We start from the raw sequence: 20,200 nt of genomic DNA on the forward strand, positions 1-20,200 counted from the left end.
TGGCATACTCCTCGCCGGTGATCTCCCTTATCACCTGCCAGAAGCCCTCATTAGACGCCCAGTCTAAGAGGGTATAAATGACGTTTCCGGCTGGGCATTCTGGGTCGGGGTATCGGTAACCGGCTTCGACGTCTGCAACGAATCGCGGAACGCCGTACCGCTCGATGAGGTTAGTTGCCCATCGTACATTTTGATCACCGTTCCCACGGTCGGTGCGATCAGGTTTGCCTTCTGAATAGCAGAGGAAACCATAAAAAAAACCACTTCGCCTTCGACCTCGCGATACTCATCAGGGTCGATAATCCCCTGATTGAATGCCACCCCAAGAGGCGTGGTTTTCCACTGGCCGCCGACGTTATGGATAACGACCGTCAGTCGCTGAATTTCATCAACGATGTTCGGGCCTGTCCGGCCGTTATCGATTTCCGCTTTCAGGCTCTGCCTCAGCATCATCGCGGCGATTCTGGCGGCGCCAAGACCACCAACCTGCGAGATGAATTTGGTGAACAGGTTCCCCAGCAGGATGCAGTGCTCTTCCACCACCTCATAGGGGAACGGCGTCACGTGCAGGTATACGATCGAGCCGTCTTCGCGGGTAACGCTGGTGACCAGATTCAGTTTCTTGTCAATTTTCATGCATCACACCCACATGTTGTCGTTAGTGACCATGTAGCCGCTGATGGTTACCACAAAAGCCGGGTCCATCCCGCTGAAAGCCAGCTCGTTGAAGTTGACCAGGTAGCAGTTGAGCAGCGTGATATTGCCGAACGTCGTTGCATCCGGCGTCACCACGATTTCACCCAGCGACGTGTCGGTTAAAAAGCGCTGCCGGTAGCTTTCGCCCAGACCCTGAGTTTTCAGGAGATGCACGGTCAGCGTTACCTGCTGATACGGCGCCTGGCTGCCGACGGTGCCGGTCATCGTAGGGATGATGTCGGTAGCTGGGCCATCCGGACGCAGGCTAATGCCGTCCTTTGCCAGGTACGACGCCGAGACGTTCAGCGCCGGTGTATCCGTGACGGAAAGAGCCCCGCGTACGCGGTTAAGAAAGCCCTGCGGTACTAATGGGTTCGCCATTTTTTACGCCCCTACAAAGTTCGTTACGTTCACGTTAAACGTGATGGATTCGAAGCCGCGGCGCGGCGTCATGACGGCGCTCAGCCCGTTATATTTGCCTTCCTGGTAATCGGAGGGGTTCAGGCTGTTGTAGTTACTGAACGGAACGGCGTTGATTACGGCGTTGCCGGCGTAAGTGCCTTTGTCATACTCGGTGTTGAAATCTTCCTGCGTCAGTTGCGTGTCGATGACGCGACCGAGGATCAGCCCGTAGCTGATGCCATTACGCAAGGTTTTCAGAGCGCGACGCTGCAGGCGGTCAATGCCCTTCTGCTCGTAGTACAGCGGGTTAACGGTCGTGTTGGAGCCGTTGATAATTTCATTCGCCAGGTCGAGTTCAAGGTTGATCGCCGTCCACGCCACCGAATACCAGTAGTTGAACGGGTTACCATCGAGCATGCGGCCGGTGAACAGCACTTTATTGCTGAGACCACCTTCTGCGCCGGTGCCGATGTAGTTGATGTTATTGTCCTGAAGTGATTTCAGCAGTGCGCTGTTCCCTTCCAGCGGGTACGCCGTCAGGCCGTACATAAAGCGGTACGACATCGGCGGTACCATGTTGCTCGACCCCGGGTCGTTCGCCAGGGATGACTGGAACGGGCCAGCCATGGAAAACTCGCTCGCTGGAATGTCCGGAGCCTCGACGCCGGACAAGACAGTTTTGTATTTCGTCGCGACCCAATCCTGATAGGTTGCGATCGTTGTGGTGACGAAGAAGTAAACCAGGCTTCCCGGCGAGGTATAAAGCCCGGTCAGGGTTTTAAATTCATCGACCGAATCCCATTCGCGCGGCACCAGATAGGAGAAAAACTTCTGGTAGGTATTGCCCAGAGAGACGTCTTCAGCGATGAAGGTTGTCAGCGCTGCGACAGCTGCCTCCATGGACACATCGCCCAGTTCCAGCACATAAACTGCCCGCGTTTTCCCCTGGGCCCAGAACGAGGTATTCATCTGGGAAATTTCGTTCTGAACTACCGTTTTTACCGTACCCATTGCCGTTGCGGTGCCAGGGTTTGTCGTCAGCGGATAGGTGAAGGTGTTGGCTCCTGTCACCGTAGCGGTATAGGCTCCATTGTACCCCGCCGGAGTCGCTCCGGAGATGATCACCGGGACCTGTGACCCGTTAGCCCATCCGTGTGCGGCAGCCAGCGTGACGGTTACCACGCCAGTAGCCCAGGCGAGCGTCGAGATGGTTTTCGCCGGCGCGAGGATGTCTGCCAGGTCGGTTTCACTGGTCAGCAGCTGATATTCACCGGCATTCAGCGTCGTGCCGCCCATAGAAATCATCGCCCCGGACTTTAACAACTGCGAGGGCTTCGGCGGATTCGTCACCGACACGTTAATATTAACAATTGCCATTTACTTATTTCTCCGGGTCAATGGACGGAATTGCAGACGTGATCAGCTGGCGCGCTAAGTTACGCATCCGTTGCTGGTAGTAATTGATTTTGAATTTGATGGTCTTACGCATGGCGATGATGTTGAGCTCGTTCTGAGTGACTCGCTCATCCTGCACGACGGGAATATTCATGATCCCCATCTCCGGGGCATCGCCGGTCGTGTAGTCCTGCACATACCGCACAAAGTCTTCAATGCTTGCGTTACGCAGGCCGGTGACCGAAAGCGTCACATCTTCCGATACCAGCTGATACTGGTTTTGCTTCTCGTCCAGATAGAACGCGCCGGCGATCGGTGACGTGTTACTGCATTTCACCGTTGCATACGGCGGTGAAAGGTTCTGCGTTGAGAGCATCGCTGGGAACATCGGCATGTACTGATTAAGGGCCAGCCAGATCGGCAAAGAACTCGACACCACTACGTCAGAGAGGTCTATGTCATCCGCAGAGTTGATGATCTGCGACCGCATGTGCGGGAAAATCGCCTCTCCGGTGTAGTGGTACAGGTTCGCCGGCTCATTCAGCCCGGTACGCCGGGAGAACGAGAACTGCACGCCAAAAAACTCGCCGATGTACAGCACCTCTGACCCGATGTCGTTAAACGGGTCGATGTCCGCCTGCGCGGTGAACGTCACCACGTTGCGATCGTACAACTGCTCGTCGTCCTGAATGGTTTCTGTCGTCAGGTGCAAATAGCCCTTCACATCCACCGTATCCGGCTCATTGTTCGGATCGTCAGACAGAACCGAGGCTTTCACCCAGAACACGAATCCATCGAGCGGAAGCACCTTTCTGATGTACTTCGTGAACGTCACCACCTGGAACCGGCTCAGATCATCCAGCCCCTGCGTCAGGGTAGCGTTAAGCTCGGTTTTGGCGTTCTGTAACTCACTCAGGGAAGGCATTCAGCACCCCGCTTACCCAGGCCCGCATAGCTGCCTGATAGGTTCCGGTATCAATGAACGAAGGGCGCGGCGGCCCCTTTTTGCCTTTAAAGCGCTTCGATATACCCTTGAGCGCGCGGCGCGTTGGTACGCCAGGGAGGCCGTTCATCTCGGTGTTATCGAGGAATCCGACAAAGAGATCGTGAACTTTTGACATTGACTCAGCGAGCGGGTCTTTTGCCGGCGGCGCGCCGGCGAACATGTTTTCAAACGCTGCGGCCAGGTCTTTACTCATCAGGTCAGCAATGTCATTGCCGTAGCGGTCAAAGAATGTCTGCATGATCTGGTACTTTTCTTCCAGATACTCGGCAACATCCCCGGTCGTGGTGTCCTCGTCCTCGTAGGGGATATCGATAACGCCCAGATGAAAGGTGATCATGACAAGCCCCACAGGCTCCCGAACTGCTGAGCGATCATCAGGTAGCGACGGCCCCACGGGTCCTGGAGCATCTGCAGGTCTGCCAGCGACAGGTCTTTGAAGAAATCAGGGACCAGTCGCTGTGCGCTGGTAGAGTTATCCCCGGCGCCCGTAATAACCCCGGCCTTGAAGTCGTTCAGTCCGTACTGGCTACGGAAATTGGCGAACACAGCCTCTGTCCCGTAATTGATTAGAAACGACGCCCCAAGGTTATAAACCGCGATGCTGTACATGTTCGGCATGACACAGGCGATGTCCGGGTTTACCCATTCAACGGCGCCGCCATAGGCGAGAGAAAAAGACGGCGAGTCGTCGGGAACCTGGTCGGGGGTGATGCCCATATCAGATCGAACGAATTCGATAAATCCCGACAGACTGGTGGTCATTTCTTCTTGCTCCCGGCTTTCGGCGTGACAATTTTTTCGTTGATGGTCGGATCGTCAGAATGGTCATCGCGCCCCTTGGCCTGCTCTGCGCTGAATTCCATGTCACCTTCGTAGCCGATACCGCTTTCGCGCAGTGTGTTATCCAGTGCGGCGACGGATGCCTGCCGGCGGTTATGAGCTCCGCGGGTCAGATGGCCATCGTTATCGCGAATGGTTTTCTCAATAACGCTGGCGGAAACGGGTTTGTTGATGCTGTAGCATAGGCCGACAAATGCCTGGCTCTGGTCGATTTTGGTTGAGTCAACCAGGCCGTAAACCTGATGATGCTGAATAACCGCTTCGACTTCTTCGGTCGATCCATCCAGAACCTGCATCTGTGAGCCGTGCTCAATGGGGATCTGGCGGAGTCGCCCGGTTTCCAGCTGGCGGAAAGTGAAGATGTGGCGCTGCTTGGTAGTGTTGGCGATGTACAGTTTCATTGTTTACCCTCGTAAAAAAGCCCCTGCACGGCGAACCATGCAGAGGCTTAAGCACTTCTCAATTTCGCGTTTTAGGAGCTGTATGCCATCGACAGGATGGTGATAGCTTCCGGACGGACTGCCCAGCCAGCCGTAGAGCGCATTTCTGACAGCACGTCGATAGCGCCCCCGGGGATTGGCGTCGGGATTTCCATCGGTGCCGCCATGTCGGTGAACATCAGGGCATTCGCCGCCAGAGACGGGCTCAGTTTGGCGAATTCGTTGGTGTTCACGGTGGAGTTGACCATAGGCACTTCCACTTCCGGGATGGTAATAACCACCGCGTCAGTACCACCGGCACCGGCCCCGATCAGCGTGTCGTCGTATACCCAGTCAACCTGGACATTCGCGCCACGGAGAACCTCTTTCACGGTGCCGCCGACGGTATCAGTACCACCACCAGGACGCTGATAAGAGGTCAGCTGAACGATCTGCTGAATCTCCATCGCGCCCAGCACGCGCTGCGGCCCGAGGATAACGACACGCTGCTGGCGACCCAATTGCATGGTGCGGGTCAGCGCGGCCTGTACATGGCCCAGCAGATAGACCGCCATCTGTCCGTGGTCGTAGGTCAGCACAGTGGTGTTGCTGTTGCTGTCCGGCGGCAGGGTTTCGGTGGTCGCGCCTGCGGTGTTCAGCAGACCTTCGCCGCCCGCCGGGTTCATGCCGTATAGCAGCGCAGAGCGCAACTGCTGGAAGATGCCCTGCCGCATGCCGAGACGCTGAGCTTCTGGAAGAGCCACGTTCCAGTTACCGGCCGCCGCGGTGTCGTGGTGATCGTAGATACCACGGCAGCGGAACAGGTAGGTTGGAGTCGAGATCATGCGCGCCTCGAGCGCCACGCTCGGCAGCTGGTTGGCGTTGCCTGACTGGCTTGAGGTCACCTGAGTGCGGATATCCAGGCGGCGCATATAAACGTACTGGTCGCCTACGCCAAGGCGGACCTGCGGGTTACCGCTGGCGATGGTTTCGAACGCACCGGACGCCTGCTGATAACCAATAATCAACTCCGGCGCAATATACGACGGGTTGACGATGGTGTAGCTGGGGGTAATTGCAGCCATTTAAAGCTCCCGATTAAAGTAAGACCAGCGCGCAGCTGTCGGTGTTGTTCCAGGTAAGGAATCCCGTAGCGCTGTCATAGCTGACAGTTTTAGAGTTCCCGCTCTCGATGGAGATGACTTTCACCGGCAGGGTGATGTCTGCCTGAGCCACAGCACCGATAGTGCCCTGCGTAGTTGCTGAGCCGCCCGGCGCGCTGGCAGGCGCATAGGTGAAGGTTGTCGCACTCGGCACGGTCAGCACAACGACGGTGCCGTTATAGGCAGCCGGAGCTACGCCGCTGATCTTCACGTACTGGCCAGCAGTCAGCCCATGCGCGGAGGCGGTGGTGGCGGTGGCTACGCCGTTCGAGTAGGTCACGGCAGTGGTGGCAATGTCAGAACCGGCAAAAGCCGCCGCGGCTGCGGTGGTGACCTGGTTATTGACGAAGTCCCACGCCAGTGGCGTTTTCACCGATGCGCCAGCGGTTCCCAGCGCGACCACCTGCGCTGAAGCTTTCAGCGGAACGCGCATGTTGGAGCCAAGGCGATAGAATGAAACGCTCATGCCGGACGCATACAGCGGAACCGGTGATTGCGGAGTGGTAAGCCCGTTGTGAGCCTGGTTGAAGACGGTGAAGCCTTCGAGCTCAGCCAGTGATACAGCGCGACGAATAGTCGACCCGCGAGGACTTGAGTTCACGCCGGGCAGCAACTCGGCAACCGGCAGGCCACCCCACAGCGGTTTGGTTTCGGTAGCGGCGACAGTACCGGACGCCAGGTTAAAGCGGTTTGCCGGGTCATCCAGAGCAACGCCCTGAATGAAGCCATCAGACTGCACACCGAAGGAACCAGCGGCATTCGTGGTCGCCATCGGGTTAAGAGATAAATTAGCCATGCTTCAGAGCTCCCGTTAAGCCTGGTTGTTAAAACTGGTGACCTGACGCTTGCCAGACTGGAACGGCGCCCAGGTGACGGCGGGATCGCCTTCAAAGGTGCTGATCTGGCGACCGGTAGCATCGGCGCGCTTAATCTCGCGCAACTGACCGGGACCAACTGACAGGCTGGCCGCCTTCTGCGCATCAGCGTAGATATGCTTTTCTGCCGTGCTCAGCAGTTGAGAATCAGCGATGGCAGAGAGATCGACGGCTTTGTAGTCCGGCGAATGCTCCTGCAGTTGAATCATCAGCCGGCGGCGATACGCCATCGGTTTTTCACCGGACAGCGGGATCGGGGCGCGCTTGCCAAAGCTGGAGAAGACGCTATCGGCTTTCACCTGCGCTTCAGCAACTTCGTTGCGCTCTTCGTCGCTCAGTTCGGTAGGAATGCGGGAGCGAAGCTCAGCAATTTCCTGGCGGATTTGAGAGTCGGCTTTTTCTTTTGCCATTTTCTCAGCCTCTTCGGCATCTGCCTTTTCTTTGGCTTCAGCATCAGCTTTTTCCTTCGCGGCTTTCTCTTCCGCGTCGGCTTTAGCTTTCGCCTCTTCCGCTTCTTTGTCTTCTGCGTCCGCCTTCTCTTTCTTGGCGGCCTCTTCGGCGTCAGCCTTGGCTTTCGCTTCCTTCTCTTCGTCGGCCTTAGCCAAACGCGCATCGATCGCCTTATTAATCAGCGCTACGATTTTTTCCTCGTCCATCTTTTCAGCCTCTTCAGGAATGGAATCAGATTTAACACCGGTAGGGGCAAGGAGCTTGTCCCACACGCCCTGTTCACAAATTGCAACGTGGTCGAGCAGCTCGGGGGATGGCTCCACCAGTAGAGGCTGACCGTCGACAATGATTGATTGAGCAACCTCGGAGAACTTCACAGTTGGCGAGGTGCTTAATTGCCTTGTTGCCATAATTTCAGCAGCTTCGGCGTCGTACACACGCGCAACGGCCCACACTTCGCCCTTATCGGCAACCCAGGCATTTGTCAGGGTGCCAATAACGCGCTTTGAGAACTCGTCGCTATCAAGTGTTCTTTTTTCGGGGTGAAGCCAGATAAGCGGTACGCCAGCTACCCGCTGGAGAAATTCAGGGGTGAGATAGTCGTCCGGGTTACGGAACGTCATCTCCTGATCTGCAGATCGCCAGGTAACCCCTGTTCCGGTCACCCGGATGGCGAACATCCACATGTTGTAAAAATATTGCGGGCTGCTGAGCGTTCCGTCAGCGATGAGCGCGGCCACGTCGGTTTCATTGAGCGCCTGCTGCGCCAGCATTTCAGCGAATGGCTGATGAAGCGGCTTTGGCAGATCGTCAATATGGAACCATCCGGCGGCCAGCGATTCGTCGTTTATCTTCGCTTCGAACTGCTCCGGCACGTCGGCGCGGTAGGTCAGGTAGTCACCATGTACGCTGTGCGGCGTCAGCGGGCCATCGTACTGATAGCCTGTTTCCTCCAGCACCTCGCGCCGTGCGGCGTCTATGGCTAATTCTCCCGGCTCTATCGTCCCGCCCGGCTGGCACCATGTGCCATCATCCGAGCGCTGGATCAGGAAGACGAACTTCCCCTGACGGAACATTATCCCGCTGCCAAAAATAGCCACGTTTTAATGCTCCTATGCTGCTTTCATGGACTCCAGGAACTTGCGGCCCTTCTGGGTCAGCATGTCCTCGGGAATGCTGCGGAGGTTGTATAGATAGGTGACGTAGCACCGACAGAAAACCTCTTCGCCAGGCTGCGTGATTTCGTCGAGATAGCCGGCGGGGCCAGCTTTGACATAGCCATTTTTCTGCGCCCAGTTTCCGCGGATGAGATAAACCAGCTTGTCACGTTCCTTGTGATCTTCCCGGTAGTCGTACCCTGGCTGGCGCCAGTGGCTATGCCATTCGGCAGCAATCGCGTTATTGCTCGTCGCGATGATGTTGTCGATATTGGCGATCAGCTTATGGCTCTGGTCAATCATCACGCGGCGCGCTTCATAGTCGACCTGCTGGGCACTCTTCTGGATATGATCGCAGTTGTAGTTAACCCCGCTTCGCGACGATGGTGACAGACCGCCACCGACATAATCCTGCACCGGTATGCTGGTTGCCCAACCACTGAAGCGTTGCACGGTTTTGTTAATCGCCGCGGTGCGATTCAGCTTTATCAGGTCAGCGCTGGCCAGGATGCGGCGATCCAGCTCACTGCGTAACTTCGGCTCCATGTAGTTCAGCGTGAAGCGTGAAAGCCCCTTGTGGCGCTCCAGCGCTCCAGCCTTGCTTACCTGCAGGTCATAGGTCTTACGCAACCGATCGGACACCATACTCATGTAGTCGTCATCAGTTTCGCTTTCAGCTGCCTGCCGGATAATGGCCTGCCATTGCTCCAGCTCCTGCCTAGAGGTGTAGCCATTGCGCAGAAAAAACTTCACCGCCTCGCGTACGGTGCGCGTGAAAGTCTTCATAGCATCATCCCGCCGCCGGGCTCTTCATCCCGTGGCTGTTCAGGCCGGTTAGCCTTTAACGAGTCGATATCGAGATCGAGCCGCTGCGGGAACAGGCTTTCGTTAGCGTTCGCGTTGGTCTGCGCCCACTCGATAAGCAGAGCGCGGTTCTCATCATCCGTGTTGACCTGGGGAAGCAGCACTTCCAACATGCTGACGATCGCCTTAAAGCGGGTTTCATCAACCTTCACTTTTTCGCTTTCCGGCTCTTTCAAGGATGACGGCCAGCGATACTCGAAGTTGTTAATCCATGAGGAGAAATACAGGCTGTACGTGTTTTTAAGCTCCGGGAAGTCAGCACGCAGAGAATTGAAAAACTCAATGCTCCAGGCGCGATACTGGCAAATACGGATGAAATAGTCATACAGCGGGTCAAGCCACTCGCGGATGTTGTCGATGTAGACCGCAACCGCTCGAGCGTCTTCCGTGCCCTCACCGAAGCCCTGGGCGAATGTTTCCGAGTTCAGGATGATAGCCGGCATGTCACCTGCTGCTGCGATATTCTCCAGGATGTGATTTCGAGCTGAGTCGAGCGGCTTTTCCAGATTGCTCAGGTCGATCGAGCTGATATCGTCCTGCGGCCCAATCTGAAGAACTTCTCCCGTCTTTCCTCTCTTCAGCATCATTCGCTTGATGCCGCCAAGAGCCTGCATAACCTTGTTTACTACAGCGCCTGCCCCGGCAATTTTGGTTATCAGCAAGCCACCTTTTACCGCAACCATATCGTCGGTGCGCATGGTCTGGATGAAGGATTTCAGCGGGAACAGTGCGCGCTGGTAAACGCTGCGACCGGTAAAGCCAAAGGCAGCAGAGTTATAGGCCAGATAAATCGGGTCCTCGTTCTGTTGCACCACACAGCGGGATTTATGATACGGCTTGCCGGCCACCTTGATCCCTTCAACCTTCTGAAAGTCCTTCGCGTTCGGGTCCTGGTTCAGGACGATACTCCCCGCGGTGTTCAGCGGATCGAGAATGTTGAATGTCACGTTGTGCTTATACAGCGTGCGGTAGTCCACCGCCGAGGACGGCTCCTGGTTATCAACCAGCATTGCGATCGCCGAAACACCGTAAATGCGAGAGATACGCGCCGCATTAGCGATGTGCTTATCGGCGCCCAGCGCTTTCCACTCCCGCTCAAATGCATCGCGGAGACGCTGCTCAATGCCATACGCCTGCGAAATGTGAACGGTGCGCGATTCGTTCATCGCCATCTTGATCGGGCGATCCACCATTTTCCCGCCCAACGGGTGGAAGAGGTAAATCGTTTTGCAGGTCTGATAACCAGCCGACATACCCGGCTGAATGTCATCGCTGTCCAGGAGCGTGATCAGCTCCGGCGAGCAACTGCCGATTGCGATATCATCTTCGTTCATTGGTTTTCTCGCTAGAGTGCGTCGCCGCTACCGAACGCGATGATCAGCCCGTAGGTGTAATCATCCAGCAAATCGTCGGCGCGCTTGTGCGCGTTCTTATCGGCAAGGTGGAATCGTGAAACCTGCTTATGCAGATGGTTTGCTGTTTCGCCTTTGAAGACGGCCGTCTTCTCGTAGGCGTATCGGGAAATTTTCGCCAGCCCGCGGTAGTGATACCCGGAGGCCATAATGGCGCGCTCGTCCTTCCCTTTGCTGGTCAGGGCGGATTCAATTTTGTTGACCGGCCATCCCAGGCTCTCGCCTTTCTGCAGAAGGATGCTTCCCATGCTGGCGTCTTCAATGAAAACGCCGAGGCTGCCATTTACAGCGACGCACTGGCCGGATAACTCATTCAGCCGGGTGAAGACTGACGGAATCCACTCTTCCAGCAGCGCGCCGTCGATCTGCACCACATCCCAGTCGAGAATGGTCAGGCGCTGAATGCCGGGCCGGGTGTCTACGGCGTAGTAAACCACCGCTGTGCCGTCGTGCTCTGTGCCGCCCTTAACGGCGGTATCCATGACAGCGAAGACGGCCTGACACATCTCAGGGTAATCGACAGGCTGATCCTGGTTTTCACCCTCGAACCATTTGCGGACGTCGAACAGTGACGCAGCGGACCAGTCGACGAACTCGGCCAGAAACTCCTGCCGGAAAACGCGAGGATCGTTGTTCTGCCGCTCTTTCTCCAGCTCCTCGGGAGGCACGAACGGGTTAGAAGACGTCGGCGCGTGATGCTCATGGAAGCCGAGGTCTTTGTTGTGGCAGATGGCATAGAAGAAGTTTTCTTCGTCCACACCGTCAGGCGTTGAGAATACGTAGGCCCGGCCCTTAGTCGTCAGCAGCGTCGGCTTAATCGACTTCGGCCAAATCTCCTTCAACATTTCAGGCGACTTGGTAAACGCCGCCTCATCGATCAGGATAATTTCGTACTCACGACCACGACCGGCCAGTTTGTTGTCGTTGGTGACCCAGAAGTCAATCTTCCCGCCGTTCTTCAGCAGCAGGCGCTTTTCCTGCCGGCTGAAGCTCTTTTTCAGCGGCAGAAGGATTTCTTCCAGCTTGTCGTAGATCTCCTGGTACTGGCGATACTCGGCAGTGAAGATACCGACCCGGCCGCCCAGCGCGATGTCCATGCCCGGGCGCCGGAACTGCGACGTTGCGTAGGTCACCGCTGCGCTCGACAGCATGAAGGTTTTCCCCCAGCGTCGACCACAGCGAACCGCATTCAACTGGTGATCCCAGGAGTCAGACCATACCGTTAACTGCCCGTTGTGTAGCGTGGGTAGGTAAATGTCGGCCATGATTTATCTTCCCGGGATAGGCAGCGAGTTATGCACGACGATCGCGTTATCCTTGTCGCCGTCTTTCAGCACATCGATTTCGAGCTCAACCTTTTCGGTCGCAGCTTCGCGGTAAGCGGCATCAACGCGCTGCTTGATAATCGCCGCCTTGGTGTACTCCAGCGACTCAATGCGCGCAGTGTTGCGATGCATGGCTTTCTGCGCCTGAGAGATAAGGTCGTGCAGATCTTTGGCCTGCTCGCTGCCTGCCGTCTCCAGCTCTGTCTGCCAGCGCCCGATATTCTCTGCCGCTGTCAGGCTCGCCGCACGCAGCCAGAAAAGCTCATCGTCGAGCGTGAGCATCTGGGCATCTTCGGTGATGGCGTCAGATAGCAGCATCCGGCGGCCGTAGCCACCGTGCTTTAATGCATTCTGGTTGCCGGGTCTGGAATTATAATGAGCGCGTTTCGTTTCTGGAGATTTTGAGCGGGTGCCTGTGTCGGGCTGGTTTTTTTTCACCTTCCCGTTTTTATTGGCCCCGCCTTTCTCCTTCTGCGAATTCGCAGATTTGTTCGCAGTTTTTTTTTGCGAATTCGCACCGTAAGTCGTTACTTTGATATAGCGTTTCGCAGATGAGTAATTCAGTCCCTGCGCTGCGCACCAGTCTTTCGGGGATATTCCAGTTTTGGCATGCTCGGCGAGGAACTGGTGTTGCAGTGCTCCCCAGTCCGGTTTTGCCATAGTCCTTACCTCGTTGTGACATTATCGAAGCCCCTCAATGAAGGACTTCTGTAATGTGGGCTCTTATCTCAACGCAGCCCCTTACCGCGTGCCGGATGCTCATCTTCGAGCGCCAGCATTGAGATAATATGGCTGACCTTAAACCAGCCAGGCTTCCCCGACAGTCGACAGAGCCAGATCGACAGGAGAATGAAGAGTATCAGCATCGTCACCTCAGGCACTGCGTGGTGATGTATTCCTGCAGCGCCCTCAGGGCTGTTTGGTCGCTGACGATTCCGGATCGGATACCGAGAACGTTTCGTCCAGCAACTGCAGAGAGTTCGACGGTGGCATCATCGCCCACGCTGGCGGCGCCGGCGGTTTGGGTTGCGGCTGACACTGGACACTTGCCTTTGACGAGCACCCGACCACCATTATCAAGCTTGCGCTGCAGAGCATCATTTTTAGCTTTTTCATCGGCTAATTCCTTCGTGTATTTGGCATCGAGCGCTGCGACATCTCGCTGGCGGGTCTGCATGTCAGCGATAGTGTCTTTCGCCAGGCTGAGCTGCTCAGTCACTTTATCGCGCTGCCTTTTGAACTCGGTGGCATTGCTGTGGTAGTGACTGGCCAGCCACCCAAGGCAAACCATCAGGCAGATCACAATGGCGCTGATAATGGCTGCTAATCGGCTCATTCATCTATCCCCCAACATGCCAGTGCGCTTTCCTGATTACGACGAGAGACCTGGCCGTAACAATTGTTGGAACGTACGCGGCAATCTTTTCCGCCATCAAAAATCCACCGGCGAATTTCAGCGCAGGCACCTTTACGGTCACCGGCATTCAGCTTGCGGTAGAAGGTGGAAGGAAAGCACTTACCGGGCCCGATGTTATAGGGGCAGAAACTGGCAATTCCGACCTTTTGAGGAGGTGTTAGATGAACCCGCACATTCTGATCAACCCATGCCAGTGCCTTATTGCGCTCGACGGCATTTACCTGATCGCATTTGGCCTGGGTTAACTTCATTCCCTGCGTTACAGGTCTTCCATCTACCCGGGTAGCTCCACGACATATCGTCCAGATGCCAGCGCCATCGCGGTATGACGTGAGGCTATTGCCCTCTTTCTCATTCAGGAACTGATCCATGAGAACGGGAGCTGATGCGCCAGCAGCGATAAGCGCCAGCATGGCCGCACTGAGTTTCGTTTTCAGGTTAGCCATCGCTATTCATCCTGCGGTGGCGGGCCACCATAACCACGATCGAGGGATTGCTGATACATCTTTGTCCAGCGGCGCTTAAAGTAGAGATTGGTCAGGTAGGTCGCTACACCGATTATCACGCCACTGGCCAGAGCAATAAAATTCCAGTCAAGGCCATGAAACCAGTCATAGGTCCTTGCCAGCCCGGTGCATATCAGGCCGCCTGACGAGCAGTACGAGGCCGCCGAAAAGATTTTGTCAGGCATTTTCATAGTCTCCACCTCCGATAATGTTCGGGGTGCTATCTGTAGTCAGTAAAAGGTTCAGGGCCGTCGGGCTGATTTACCAACAAAGCGTCGAGGGTGATTCCCGCGACCCTGAAAATAAAAAAGCCTGCGGTTAGGCAGGCAATAAGCATGAGGGTAATAGCAATGTCGGTGATGACCGAAAATACCCTGGCTGGGTCTGGCGGCCTGCGACGCTGTTGCAGCAGCGCCCCTGATGGATTGGATTATGAGCCCGTCATCAGGTCAGGCCATTATCTGGCGGGACAGGAAGGATTCGAACCTTCGACCATTCGGTTAACAGCCGAACGCACAACCGCTGTGCTTCTGACCCTGAAATGAAAAAGCCCAAGGCGTTAACCTCGGGCTTGAATTCTTTGTGTGTCGACAATCGAACCTATGGCGACGATATCAGATTTACACGAAATATATGCCAATTAATTCATTTTTGCAATACCTGCATGGTAATTTGTCGACTTTTGTTGCGATCGTGCTTTTGTCACATTTAATAGCGAATCACGATCCAGCTTGAGAAATATCTCTCTGATAGCCCGCCAGCGGGATGCGTAGTTTGTGCTCCAGTTATTCGGCGTGGTACCGGTAAGGGATGCAAGCTCCTGTTGCTGATATACGCGCTTTCCAGCCAATTCAGCTTTTACGTCCTGCGCTGCAAGCCATATCATAGCTTTCAGCCTACCCAGCGTTTTTGCAGCAATTTTCTCCCCTTCTATCTGGCGCTTGAACTCCTGCCATGATATTTGGCAGATGGTTGTCTGGTGTGGGAATTTTGTTTCTTCACCGTAGTTCCAAAGCAACCAGGCTTTCTGATGCTCTTCCAGCGACAGCAGAGCCCGTCGCCAGCTTGCCGTCGAATATTCAACGGGCAGAACGAGAGCGATTGATGAACCCTTAGCGCGGGACTGGCTGCCGCTCATCGGCGGCCCGTCAGGGTTAACCATTTTTTGCTTCACCTCGCTATATACCTTCTTCCTTCCACGGCTGCGCGCCGTAGCAGTGAATTGTGCGTTCTCTGCAAAAGCTACCAGTTGCCCTTTCGTCGCGCCGCTCAGATCGGCGGTGGCCACTATCAGCTGCTGGCGAACAAATTCTAAATATTGCGCTGTCATGCTGTCTCTCCCAGGGTCTGATAGATACGAACGAAATTCTTCAAAATGCGGTAGTCAACTAATACCGTGCCGCGGGCCCGGAACAGGCGGAGCTTTTGCCAGCGGTCGCGGATGCGTTCGATAACGTCACGGCTCATTTTCCAGCCCTCGTCATAGCCTTGGCCATCGCCTTATATGCCCTGAGCACATACGCGCTCTTTCCGTACAGGGTGATCTGGAAGGTAATGCCGCGAGACTCCCAGGTATTGACCGGGGAAGCGTACAGTCCTGCATCCGCAATGCGTCTGGCCATAGCCAACTGCCAGAATGGGCCAGTCAGCCAGATGCGGGAATAAGCCCCTTCGTCGCTATAGGTGATCTTCATGCAGCCTCCCGTTGTTTTATGAGCGCACGGCGTAGCGCGCTGTAATGGCGCCTGATGCCTTCCAGTTCTTCGATGGTGTATCGGTGAGGGGTGTTGTTGTTTTCGAGCGCCTCGACGCGCTCAGCGCCGATTTTCTCTACCAGGGCGATGCGGTACTGCTGCTGGTTCCCTGACATCTGCACGTTGCAGTGATGGCACTGCTTGTGAATGTTGTCCTCGTTGTAGCGCAGGTGAGACGCCTTCCCGCGGGATCGGTAATGACCGGCCTCCCACTGAACCGTTTCGAACGTGCCGCAGCTGATGCACGGCAGATCGTGGTCACGCTCGCGGATATAGTCGTTAACGACGCGCTGGGTCATGTCTTCCCAGTGTCGGAGAGGTTTCACTGCGGCTTTGCGCTTGCGCCAGGCTGCGTGTTCTTTCTTCGCTTTCGCCTGAGCCTGCTTTTCGCGCTTCTTCTCCAGTTCCTGCATGGCAAATTCAGCACCATGCTCAGGACAGCACCAACGATGGTTTTCGAATGCTGGAGTGAATTTTTCCCGGCAGATTTTGCACCGGCGCTGAGTACGTTTAAGCATGATCACCACCCTGGATCTGCACCAAGGTCAGGCGGCCGCAGAATACAGCCCCGGTATCGATATACATCTGATTGGCATACTGGCTTGGCTGATTTGCCGGGGTGTGACCAAAAATAAACAGGTCTGCACCGGATATTTCATTCACAATCCCATCCTGAGCCGCGCTCACTCGCTCACGATTCCAGATGACCTGTTCTGCATCGACGGGCCTGTCATACGCATATTGGTTATGCGGGTAGTCCGCATGGCATATCACCACCTTCTTACCCTCGGTCATTACCTCGATGATAAGTGGCAAACCTGCAACCAAATGGACCAACGAGATAGCCAGGCGTGCTTTGTCGTAGTCAAGGTTAAAGAACCATCCGCCACCGTTAGCGAGCCAGTGGTCCACTTTCCAGGAAGAACGTAGTCCGTCGAGCATCATCTGCTCATGGTTCCCTCTTACAGCCATGAACCAGGGCATTGTGATTAGCTCAAGGCATTCGACGTTTTCCGCCCCGCGATCGATAAGGTCACCTACTGAAATCAGCAGGTCACACAATGGGTCAAAACTGACCCTCTCCAGCTCGTTCATCAGCAGCGTATGACACCCATGCAGATCTCCAACAACCCAGATGTTGCGCCAGATAGCACCATTAATGCTTCGGTAGAGGCTCATGCAATTTTCCTTCTGGCAGCACGACGCAGCCAGCGGACATCTGCCAGGTGAGCCGTATAGTGAAAGGTGGGGATATCGGAAGGCTTAACTTCGACTTTGCGCTTGCGGCGCGCCGGTACGCGGAAGATGCCGCGTTCCATTACCTTAGCGAGCAAGCTGTGCATGAGAAGCCCTCCATTCCTGGGCCCATGCAATCCGACTGCTGGACTTCTCGCTGAACTTCACATTGTGCTCGGTGCCGAACCAGTAAATCGCCTCGATCACCTCGACCATGTAACGCTTGCTGGACTGAGAGGTACGAACGCCGAAGTAGACGCGGCCGCCGTTGATGCCCGGGGCGGATTTCTGCTCACGCTCCGGGTTTTGCATCTGGCTGACCAGCACGGTGATGAGGTCTTTCCACTCCGCTGGCTCCAGCTTTTCGCCGTGCCAAATCACCTGATCGCTCAGGTCTTTCAAAAGTGGCCACATGAGACGATTCTGTTTGTCGGTGCGGCTTTCTTCGCGCGCCTCGATAATCAGCGGCGATCGGTGGTCTACAGGCAGAGACTGGATGAAGTTGACGACGTTACGCTTAACGTTGTCGTTGATAAGGCAGAATTGTTGCTTCACGCTTCACCTCCGCAGAGGCTAAACGCTGAATGCAGAAAATCGCCGGTGGCTTTCGCCATCGGTGACAGAGATTGCTGTAAGGTTTTGTGCGCCATGTGTCCCCACTTGGCGCCGGATAATCGTGTCAGTTGCTCAGGCTGACGAGGTAATTATCGCCCTTCCCGGGGATAAAAGCAAAATGAGCATATACGATAAAACCCCTCCGGAGAGGGGTTTGATTTCAGCTGGAGTCTTTGCGTTCTGCGGGGGATTTAGGCATCAAACCACCCCTCATATTCCGACTCGATGACGCGATGAAATAAAATCTCCATGCGTCTATCTCTTCTGTCTGATGTCGGGTCTGCGTCAATTTCGGCAGCCTTCTCCGCGAGAAACGCTACTGCCTTGAGGTATTCCTCTTCCCTAAAATTTCCGTAGCAAATACCGTCAGAGCAGACACGCCATACCGTTCTGCGTGGCTCTTCTTCTTTTCTGGCTATAAGGTCGCCCACGAACTCTCGAAGAGAGCGCAATCGGTCAAGGTCGAATTTCCTGATTTCATCGCGCACATTACTCACCTTTCACCTCTACGCATTGAATATTGTCTACGCTTGGCGAAACGTCATCCCAGGACCTCTTATCATCTGCAACTTTCATCGCCTTAATGGCTGCTTTGCACTGCTCCATACTCTGCATGGTGACCACCTGCATATTCGATGTATTGCTGCTGATGACGAAAATCAGGAAGAAGTACGGCATCATTTCACCTCCCGTGGAGCGTCCGGATACGCACTTCCTTCCTGTCCAGGCTCATTGCTACCGGTGCAGGCGTTTCTATGGTCATTTGCCCGTGGGCATCTCTTATTCCCGCAATCAGGGCACACCACAAAGCGCATATCGTTCAAGACCACAGGGCGGCATGTGCGGCACCAACAATCCGGAATTCCCGGATAGTTGCCGATTATCGACTCAGCTTTTTTTTGCAAGGAAACCAGATCTGGCGCGGGATTGATGCTGGTTAGCACCTGCGCGTTTTCGTTACTCCTGCAGGTTGCTTCAGTTCCTGCACTTTTTTTTAATTCCTGCAGCATGGCGGCGCGGCAGGCATTCCAGGAATCAGCGGCCGCATTTCGTTGGTCTTCATCCCACTGGAATACAGCGTGGTCACGACGTCTGGCACTGGCAAGAATCTCGATACTGTCCGGAGTGGCTTCTTCCGGCACTCGCGGCTGCTGAGCGTGGCGATAGAGCAGAATGACACGGCGAGGATCAGCGTGCGGCGTGATCGGATTGGCTTTAAAGAGATACCCGCAACCATCTTTTTCAACGTCACGCAGCTCTTGCTCATCAGTCCACCCCACCGGCTCGCTGTCGGCCTTGCGGCGTTCCTGCAGCTCCACCAAGGAGAGGCGCACCACCTGTTTACCTGCCGCGTTAATCCCTGCAGGGTGCTCCAGTGCGTCGATCACGCCCTGCAGGTCTTTGTCTTGCAGTGGCTTGCGACGTTCCTGTAGCTCCACAGCTAACGCCCTGATTGCCTTCGCCGCACTCAGTTCGTCAACAGTCGCGAACCTGTCGCCAATCACCATGCATGCATCACCCAACAACTGAGCAATTTGCTCATCTGTTAACTGGTTATTTGTCATTTATTCAGCCTCCACGCTGTTAGCATGGCAATAATGCTCACCATTTGGGCGCGTAGACGTTACACCACAGCGCGGACATGGTTCAGGAAACGTCAGAACCAACTGCTCAACAACTGTGGAAACTTCCTGCTGTTCAGCGTCGGTTAGCTCGCGCTTAAGTTCAAACTCCAGCGAATCGACGATTAAGAAGGCGAAGCCCTCAATAGAACCGCGCATAGCATCAAGAATTTTTTCTTTGGTCAGAGCATCAGTCATTGGTTGGCTCCCCGAAACAAAATTGACTGCTGAAAACCGATTAAAAACCACAGCCCATCAGCGCGCTGGCTCATTTCGTACCAGTCCTCTTTGTTGAGGTCTGAAACGAGGTTGTCGCCACAAAGGCAGATATCGGTACCGCGAGGTTCTGAGTCGTATACGGCGCCTGGAGTAAACCATGCTGGCGTAGTGGAACTGACGCATATCATTTTTTTTACGCCCATCTACTCATCCTCCACCGGCGCAGAAACCACTTCTATCTGGCAACCTGCTGCGCATTTCAGCACTTCGCCACAAACGAACCATAGAGTGACGTCGTGATCGTCAAAGTCGGTTTCCTTCACCTCATACACCTGACCTCTGAATTTCACGAAGTCGCCGACATCGATATGTACCGCTACAACCATTCCCGGCTGATTTCTGTTGCTCCCATCAGTATCGAGGCTATCAGCCTCTACCTTGATGGCAGCGTCACGCAATGCCGCTTGGTATTTATAATGGGCCTCCGTTCTGTCGCAGTCGTCCGGCAGATAGGGAACCTTCACGGTGCGGGACTCCAGTTCGGCGATGCGCTGGCGCAGTGCTGCGATCTCAATCTCTGCAGCATCGGCATAATGGACGTTTTCATGCTCCAGCGGCGGCAGATCTGGAGTGTTCACGCCAAACAACGCCGCCAATGCTCGGTAGTTCTGCTCGCTGTGATAGCGACCTTTGCAGCGGACCAGCTTTTCGGCTGCTGCGTTGATGGTCTGCGCCTTCTCCAGCGCCTCTACCAGCGCGATGACGTCAGCGCCTTTTACGTACAGGCTTTCGCCAAACTCATTTGCGGATGTTGCTCGACGTTTCAG

The 20,200-nt window shown here is 55.2% G+C and carries 29 protein-coding genes, 1 tRNA gene and 1 pseudogene; all 31 read right to left on the reverse strand.

Annotated features, from left to right (window positions below; all coding sequences use genetic code 11):
* Positions 1-63: 63 nt before the first annotated feature.
* Positions 64-636: a hypothetical protein gene (locus tag AC3EMD_RS20865; protein WP_302073748.1), complete on the reverse strand. Its 573-nt coding sequence runs from the start codon at positions 634-636 to the stop codon at positions 64-66.
* 3 nt (positions 637-639) lie between these two features.
* Entirely contained in the window at positions 640-1,077 is a 438-nt protein-coding gene (locus tag AC3EMD_RS20870) for a hypothetical protein (RefSeq protein WP_000013026.1), read from the reverse strand.
* Positions 1,078-1,080: 3 nt separating this feature from the next.
* Positions 1,081-2,475 (reverse strand): hypothetical protein, encoded by a 1,395-nt coding sequence (locus AC3EMD_RS20875; protein WP_302073749.1) that lies wholly within the window; start codon positions 2,473-2,475, stop codon positions 1,081-1,083.
* A gap of 4 nt (positions 2,476-2,479) precedes the next feature.
* The gene (locus AC3EMD_RS20880) at positions 2,480-3,418 is read right to left on the reverse strand and encodes a hypothetical protein (RefSeq protein ID WP_001139600.1); all 939 of its coding nucleotides are present in this window, start codon (positions 3,416-3,418) and stop codon (positions 2,480-2,482) included.
* Positions 3,402-3,836, reverse strand: a complete 435-nt coding sequence (locus tag AC3EMD_RS20885; protein WP_302073750.1) for a hypothetical protein — start codon at positions 3,834-3,836, stop codon at positions 3,402-3,404. Before AC3EMD_RS20885 ends, AC3EMD_RS20880 begins: the two co-directional genes overlap by 17 nt.
* Positions 3,833-4,261 (reverse strand): hypothetical protein, encoded by a 429-nt coding sequence (locus AC3EMD_RS20890; RefSeq protein ID WP_065801574.1) that lies wholly within the window; start codon positions 4,259-4,261, stop codon positions 3,833-3,835. The genes AC3EMD_RS20885 and AC3EMD_RS20890 overlap by 4 nt, the downstream gene beginning before the upstream one ends.
* Positions 4,258-4,740 (reverse strand): hypothetical protein, encoded by a 483-nt coding sequence (locus AC3EMD_RS20895; RefSeq protein WP_017898838.1) that lies wholly within the window; start codon positions 4,738-4,740, stop codon positions 4,258-4,260. The genes AC3EMD_RS20890 and AC3EMD_RS20895 overlap by 4 nt, the downstream gene beginning before the upstream one ends.
* A gap of 71 nt (positions 4,741-4,811) precedes the next feature.
* Positions 4,812-5,843, reverse strand: a complete 1,032-nt coding sequence (locus tag AC3EMD_RS20900) for a hypothetical protein (RefSeq protein WP_021518663.1) — start codon at positions 5,841-5,843, stop codon at positions 4,812-4,814.
* 13 nt (positions 5,844-5,856) lie between these two features.
* Positions 5,857-6,717 carry a hypothetical protein gene (locus tag AC3EMD_RS20905; RefSeq protein ID WP_302073751.1) on the reverse strand — a complete coding sequence of 287 codons (861 nt, stop codon included), beginning with the start codon at positions 6,715-6,717 and terminating at the stop codon, positions 5,857-5,859.
* Positions 6,718-6,732: 15 nt separating this feature from the next.
* Positions 6,733-8,346, reverse strand: coding sequence for an NUDIX hydrolase (locus AC3EMD_RS20910; RefSeq protein ID WP_032413638.1), 1,614 nt, complete (start codon positions 8,344-8,346; stop codon positions 6,733-6,735).
* Positions 8,347-8,358: 12 nt separating this feature from the next.
* On the reverse strand, positions 8,359-9,189 hold the full coding sequence (locus tag AC3EMD_RS20915) for a hypothetical protein (protein ID WP_064174991.1): 831 nt from the start codon (positions 9,187-9,189) through the stop codon (positions 8,359-8,361).
* Positions 9,186-10,601, reverse strand: a complete 1,416-nt coding sequence (locus AC3EMD_RS20920; protein ID WP_302073752.1) for an anti-CBASS protein Acb1 family protein — start codon at positions 10,599-10,601, stop codon at positions 9,186-9,188. The genes AC3EMD_RS20915 and AC3EMD_RS20920 overlap by 4 nt, the downstream gene beginning before the upstream one ends.
* 11 nt (positions 10,602-10,612) lie before the next feature.
* Complete coding sequence (locus tag AC3EMD_RS20925) at positions 10,613-11,944, reverse strand: terminase large subunit domain-containing protein (RefSeq protein ID WP_085332180.1); 1,332 nt, start codon at positions 11,942-11,944, stop codon at positions 10,613-10,615.
* Positions 11,945-11,947: 3 nt separating this feature from the next.
* Positions 11,948-12,664, reverse strand: coding sequence for a hypothetical protein (locus AC3EMD_RS20930; protein WP_302073753.1), 717 nt, complete (start codon positions 12,662-12,664; stop codon positions 11,948-11,950).
* 68 nt (positions 12,665-12,732) lie between these two features.
* Positions 12,733-12,870 carry a hypothetical protein gene (locus AC3EMD_RS20935; protein ID WP_302073754.1) on the reverse strand — a complete coding sequence of 46 codons (138 nt, stop codon included), beginning with the start codon at positions 12,868-12,870 and terminating at the stop codon, positions 12,733-12,735.
* A 2-nt stretch (positions 12,871-12,872) separates the two neighbouring features.
* The gene (locus tag AC3EMD_RS20940; protein WP_302073755.1) at positions 12,873-13,340 is read right to left on the reverse strand and encodes a lysis protein; all 468 of its coding nucleotides are present in this window, start codon (positions 13,338-13,340) and stop codon (positions 12,873-12,875) included.
* Positions 13,337-13,867, reverse strand: a complete 531-nt coding sequence (locus tag AC3EMD_RS20945; protein WP_302073756.1) for a lysozyme — start codon at positions 13,865-13,867, stop codon at positions 13,337-13,339. The genes AC3EMD_RS20940 and AC3EMD_RS20945 overlap by 4 nt, the downstream gene beginning before the upstream one ends.
* A gap of 2 nt (positions 13,868-13,869) precedes the next feature.
* The gene (locus AC3EMD_RS20950; protein WP_004146526.1) at positions 13,870-14,118 is read right to left on the reverse strand and encodes a phage holin; all 249 of its coding nucleotides are present in this window, start codon (positions 14,116-14,118) and stop codon (positions 13,870-13,872) included.
* 271 nt (positions 14,119-14,389) lie between these two features.
* A tRNA-Asn gene (locus AC3EMD_RS20955) sits at positions 14,390-14,464 on the reverse strand.
* A 103-nt stretch (positions 14,465-14,567) separates the two neighbouring features.
* Positions 14,568-15,257 (reverse strand): bacteriophage antitermination protein Q, encoded by a 690-nt coding sequence (locus AC3EMD_RS20960; RefSeq protein ID WP_104466751.1) that lies wholly within the window; start codon positions 15,255-15,257, stop codon positions 14,568-14,570.
* Complete coding sequence (locus tag AC3EMD_RS20965) at positions 15,254-15,394, reverse strand: YlcG family protein (RefSeq protein ID WP_224266855.1); 141 nt, start codon at positions 15,392-15,394, stop codon at positions 15,254-15,256. Before AC3EMD_RS20965 ends, AC3EMD_RS20960 begins: the two co-directional genes overlap by 4 nt.
* Positions 15,391-15,621, reverse strand: coding sequence for a hypothetical protein (locus AC3EMD_RS20970; protein ID WP_302073757.1), 231 nt, complete (start codon positions 15,619-15,621; stop codon positions 15,391-15,393). Before AC3EMD_RS20970 ends, AC3EMD_RS20965 begins: the two co-directional genes overlap by 4 nt.
* Positions 15,618-16,199 (reverse strand): recombination protein NinG, encoded by a 582-nt coding sequence (locus tag AC3EMD_RS20975; protein WP_302073758.1) that lies wholly within the window; start codon positions 16,197-16,199, stop codon positions 15,618-15,620. The genes AC3EMD_RS20970 and AC3EMD_RS20975 overlap by 4 nt, the downstream gene beginning before the upstream one ends.
* Entirely contained in the window at positions 16,192-16,860 is a 669-nt protein-coding gene (locus tag AC3EMD_RS20980; protein ID WP_094955543.1) for a metallophosphoesterase, read from the reverse strand. Before AC3EMD_RS20980 ends, AC3EMD_RS20975 begins: the two co-directional genes overlap by 8 nt.
* On the reverse strand, positions 16,857-17,024 hold the full coding sequence (locus tag AC3EMD_RS20985; RefSeq protein WP_004243010.1) for a NinE family protein: 168 nt from the start codon (positions 17,022-17,024) through the stop codon (positions 16,857-16,859). Before AC3EMD_RS20985 ends, AC3EMD_RS20980 begins: the two co-directional genes overlap by 4 nt.
* A complete protein-coding gene (locus tag AC3EMD_RS20990) occupies positions 17,005-17,472 on the reverse strand; it encodes a recombination protein NinB (RefSeq protein WP_096835013.1) in 468 nt (155 codons plus the stop codon). Before AC3EMD_RS20990 ends, AC3EMD_RS20985 begins: the two co-directional genes overlap by 20 nt.
* A gap of 251 nt (positions 17,473-17,723) precedes the next feature.
* On the reverse strand, positions 17,724-18,020 hold the full coding sequence (locus AC3EMD_RS20995; RefSeq protein WP_302073759.1) for a hypothetical protein: 297 nt from the start codon (positions 18,018-18,020) through the stop codon (positions 17,724-17,726).
* 1 nt (position 18,021) lies between these two features.
* Entirely contained in the window at positions 18,022-18,213 is a 192-nt protein-coding gene (locus tag AC3EMD_RS21000) for a hypothetical protein (RefSeq protein ID WP_302073760.1), read from the reverse strand.
* Positions 18,210-19,097, reverse strand: coding sequence for a hypothetical protein (locus tag AC3EMD_RS21005; protein ID WP_367187605.1), 888 nt, complete (start codon positions 19,095-19,097; stop codon positions 18,210-18,212). The genes AC3EMD_RS21000 and AC3EMD_RS21005 overlap by 4 nt, the downstream gene beginning before the upstream one ends.
* Positions 19,098-19,352, reverse strand: a complete 255-nt coding sequence (locus AC3EMD_RS21010; RefSeq protein ID WP_264946025.1) for a hypothetical protein — start codon at positions 19,350-19,352, stop codon at positions 19,098-19,100.
* A 224-nt stretch (positions 19,353-19,576) separates the two neighbouring features.
* Positions 19,577-20,098 (reverse strand): annotated as a pseudogene (locus AC3EMD_RS21015) (ead/Ea22-like family protein); the annotation flags it as partial.
* Between the last annotated feature and the right edge of the window lie 102 nt (positions 20,099-20,200).

This window comes from Klebsiella sp. PK18, from assembly GCF_057784655.1.

Excerpts from the sequence above, each read along its gene's own strand:
- AC3EMD_RS20865 (WP_302073748.1), bottom strand. The coding sequence starts at position 636 with ATGAAAATTGACAAGAAACTGAATCTGGTCACCAGCGTTACCCGCGAA.
- AC3EMD_RS20870 (WP_000013026.1), bottom strand. The coding sequence starts at position 1,077 with ATGGCGAACCCATTAGTACCGCAGGGCTTTCTTAACCGCGTACGCGGG.
- AC3EMD_RS20875 (WP_302073749.1), bottom strand. The coding sequence starts at position 2,475 with ATGGCAATTGTTAATATTAACGTGTCGGTGACGAATCCGCCGAAGCCC.
- AC3EMD_RS20880 (WP_001139600.1), bottom strand. The coding sequence starts at position 3,418 with ATGCCTTCCCTGAGTGAGTTACAGAACGCCAAAACCGAGCTTAACGCT.
- AC3EMD_RS20885 (WP_302073750.1), bottom strand. The coding sequence starts at position 3,836 with ATGATCACCTTTCATCTGGGCGTTATCGATATCCCCTACGAGGACGAG.
- AC3EMD_RS20890 (WP_065801574.1), bottom strand. The coding sequence starts at position 4,261 with ATGACCACCAGTCTGTCGGGATTTATCGAATTCGTTCGATCTGATATG.
- AC3EMD_RS20895 (WP_017898838.1), bottom strand. The coding sequence starts at position 4,740 with ATGAAACTGTACATCGCCAACACTACCAAGCAGCGCCACATCTTCACT.
- AC3EMD_RS20900 (WP_021518663.1), bottom strand. The coding sequence starts at position 5,843 with ATGGCTGCAATTACCCCCAGCTACACCATCGTCAACCCGTCGTATATT.
- AC3EMD_RS20905 (WP_302073751.1), bottom strand. The coding sequence starts at position 6,717 with ATGGCTAATTTATCTCTTAACCCGATGGCGACCACGAATGCCGCTGGT.
- AC3EMD_RS20915 (WP_064174991.1), bottom strand. The coding sequence starts at position 9,189 with ATGAAGACTTTCACGCGCACCGTACGCGAGGCGGTGAAGTTTTTTCTG.
- AC3EMD_RS20920 (WP_302073752.1), bottom strand. The coding sequence starts at position 10,601 with ATGAACGAAGATGATATCGCAATCGGCAGTTGCTCGCCGGAGCTGATC.
- AC3EMD_RS20925 (WP_085332180.1), bottom strand. The coding sequence starts at position 11,944 with ATGGCCGACATTTACCTACCCACGCTACACAACGGGCAGTTAACGGTA.
- AC3EMD_RS20930 (WP_302073753.1), bottom strand. The coding sequence starts at position 12,664 with ATGGCAAAACCGGACTGGGGAGCACTGCAACACCAGTTCCTCGCCGAG.
- AC3EMD_RS20935 (WP_302073754.1), bottom strand. The coding sequence starts at position 12,870 with ATGCTGATACTCTTCATTCTCCTGTCGATCTGGCTCTGTCGACTGTCG.
- AC3EMD_RS20940 (WP_302073755.1), bottom strand. The coding sequence starts at position 13,340 with ATGAGCCGATTAGCAGCCATTATCAGCGCCATTGTGATCTGCCTGATG.
- AC3EMD_RS20945 (WP_302073756.1), bottom strand. The coding sequence starts at position 13,867 with ATGGCTAACCTGAAAACGAAACTCAGTGCGGCCATGCTGGCGCTTATC.
- AC3EMD_RS20950 (WP_004146526.1), bottom strand. The coding sequence starts at position 14,118 with ATGAAAATGCCTGACAAAATCTTTTCGGCGGCCTCGTACTGCTCGTCA.
- AC3EMD_RS20960 (WP_104466751.1), bottom strand. The coding sequence starts at position 15,257 with ATGACAGCGCAATATTTAGAATTTGTTCGCCAGCAGCTGATAGTGGCC.
- AC3EMD_RS20965 (WP_224266855.1), bottom strand. The coding sequence starts at position 15,394 with ATGAGCCGTGACGTTATCGAACGCATCCGCGACCGCTGGCAAAAGCTC.
- AC3EMD_RS20970 (WP_302073757.1), bottom strand. The coding sequence starts at position 15,621 with ATGAAGATCACCTATAGCGACGAAGGGGCTTATTCCCGCATCTGGCTG.
- AC3EMD_RS20975 (WP_302073758.1), bottom strand. The coding sequence starts at position 16,199 with ATGCTTAAACGTACTCAGCGCCGGTGCAAAATCTGCCGGGAAAAATTC.
- AC3EMD_RS20980 (WP_094955543.1), bottom strand. The coding sequence starts at position 16,860 with ATGAGCCTCTACCGAAGCATTAATGGTGCTATCTGGCGCAACATCTGG.
- AC3EMD_RS20985 (WP_004243010.1), bottom strand. The coding sequence starts at position 17,024 with ATGCACAGCTTGCTCGCTAAGGTAATGGAACGCGGCATCTTCCGCGTA.
- AC3EMD_RS21000 (WP_302073760.1), bottom strand. The coding sequence starts at position 18,213 with ATGATGCCGTACTTCTTCCTGATTTTCGTCATCAGCAGCAATACATCG.
- AC3EMD_RS21005 (WP_367187605.1), bottom strand. The coding sequence starts at position 19,097 with ATGACAAATAACCAGTTAACAGATGAGCAAATTGCTCAGTTGTTGGGT.
- AC3EMD_RS21010 (WP_264946025.1), bottom strand. The coding sequence starts at position 19,352 with ATGACTGATGCTCTGACCAAAGAAAAAATTCTTGATGCTATGCGCGGT.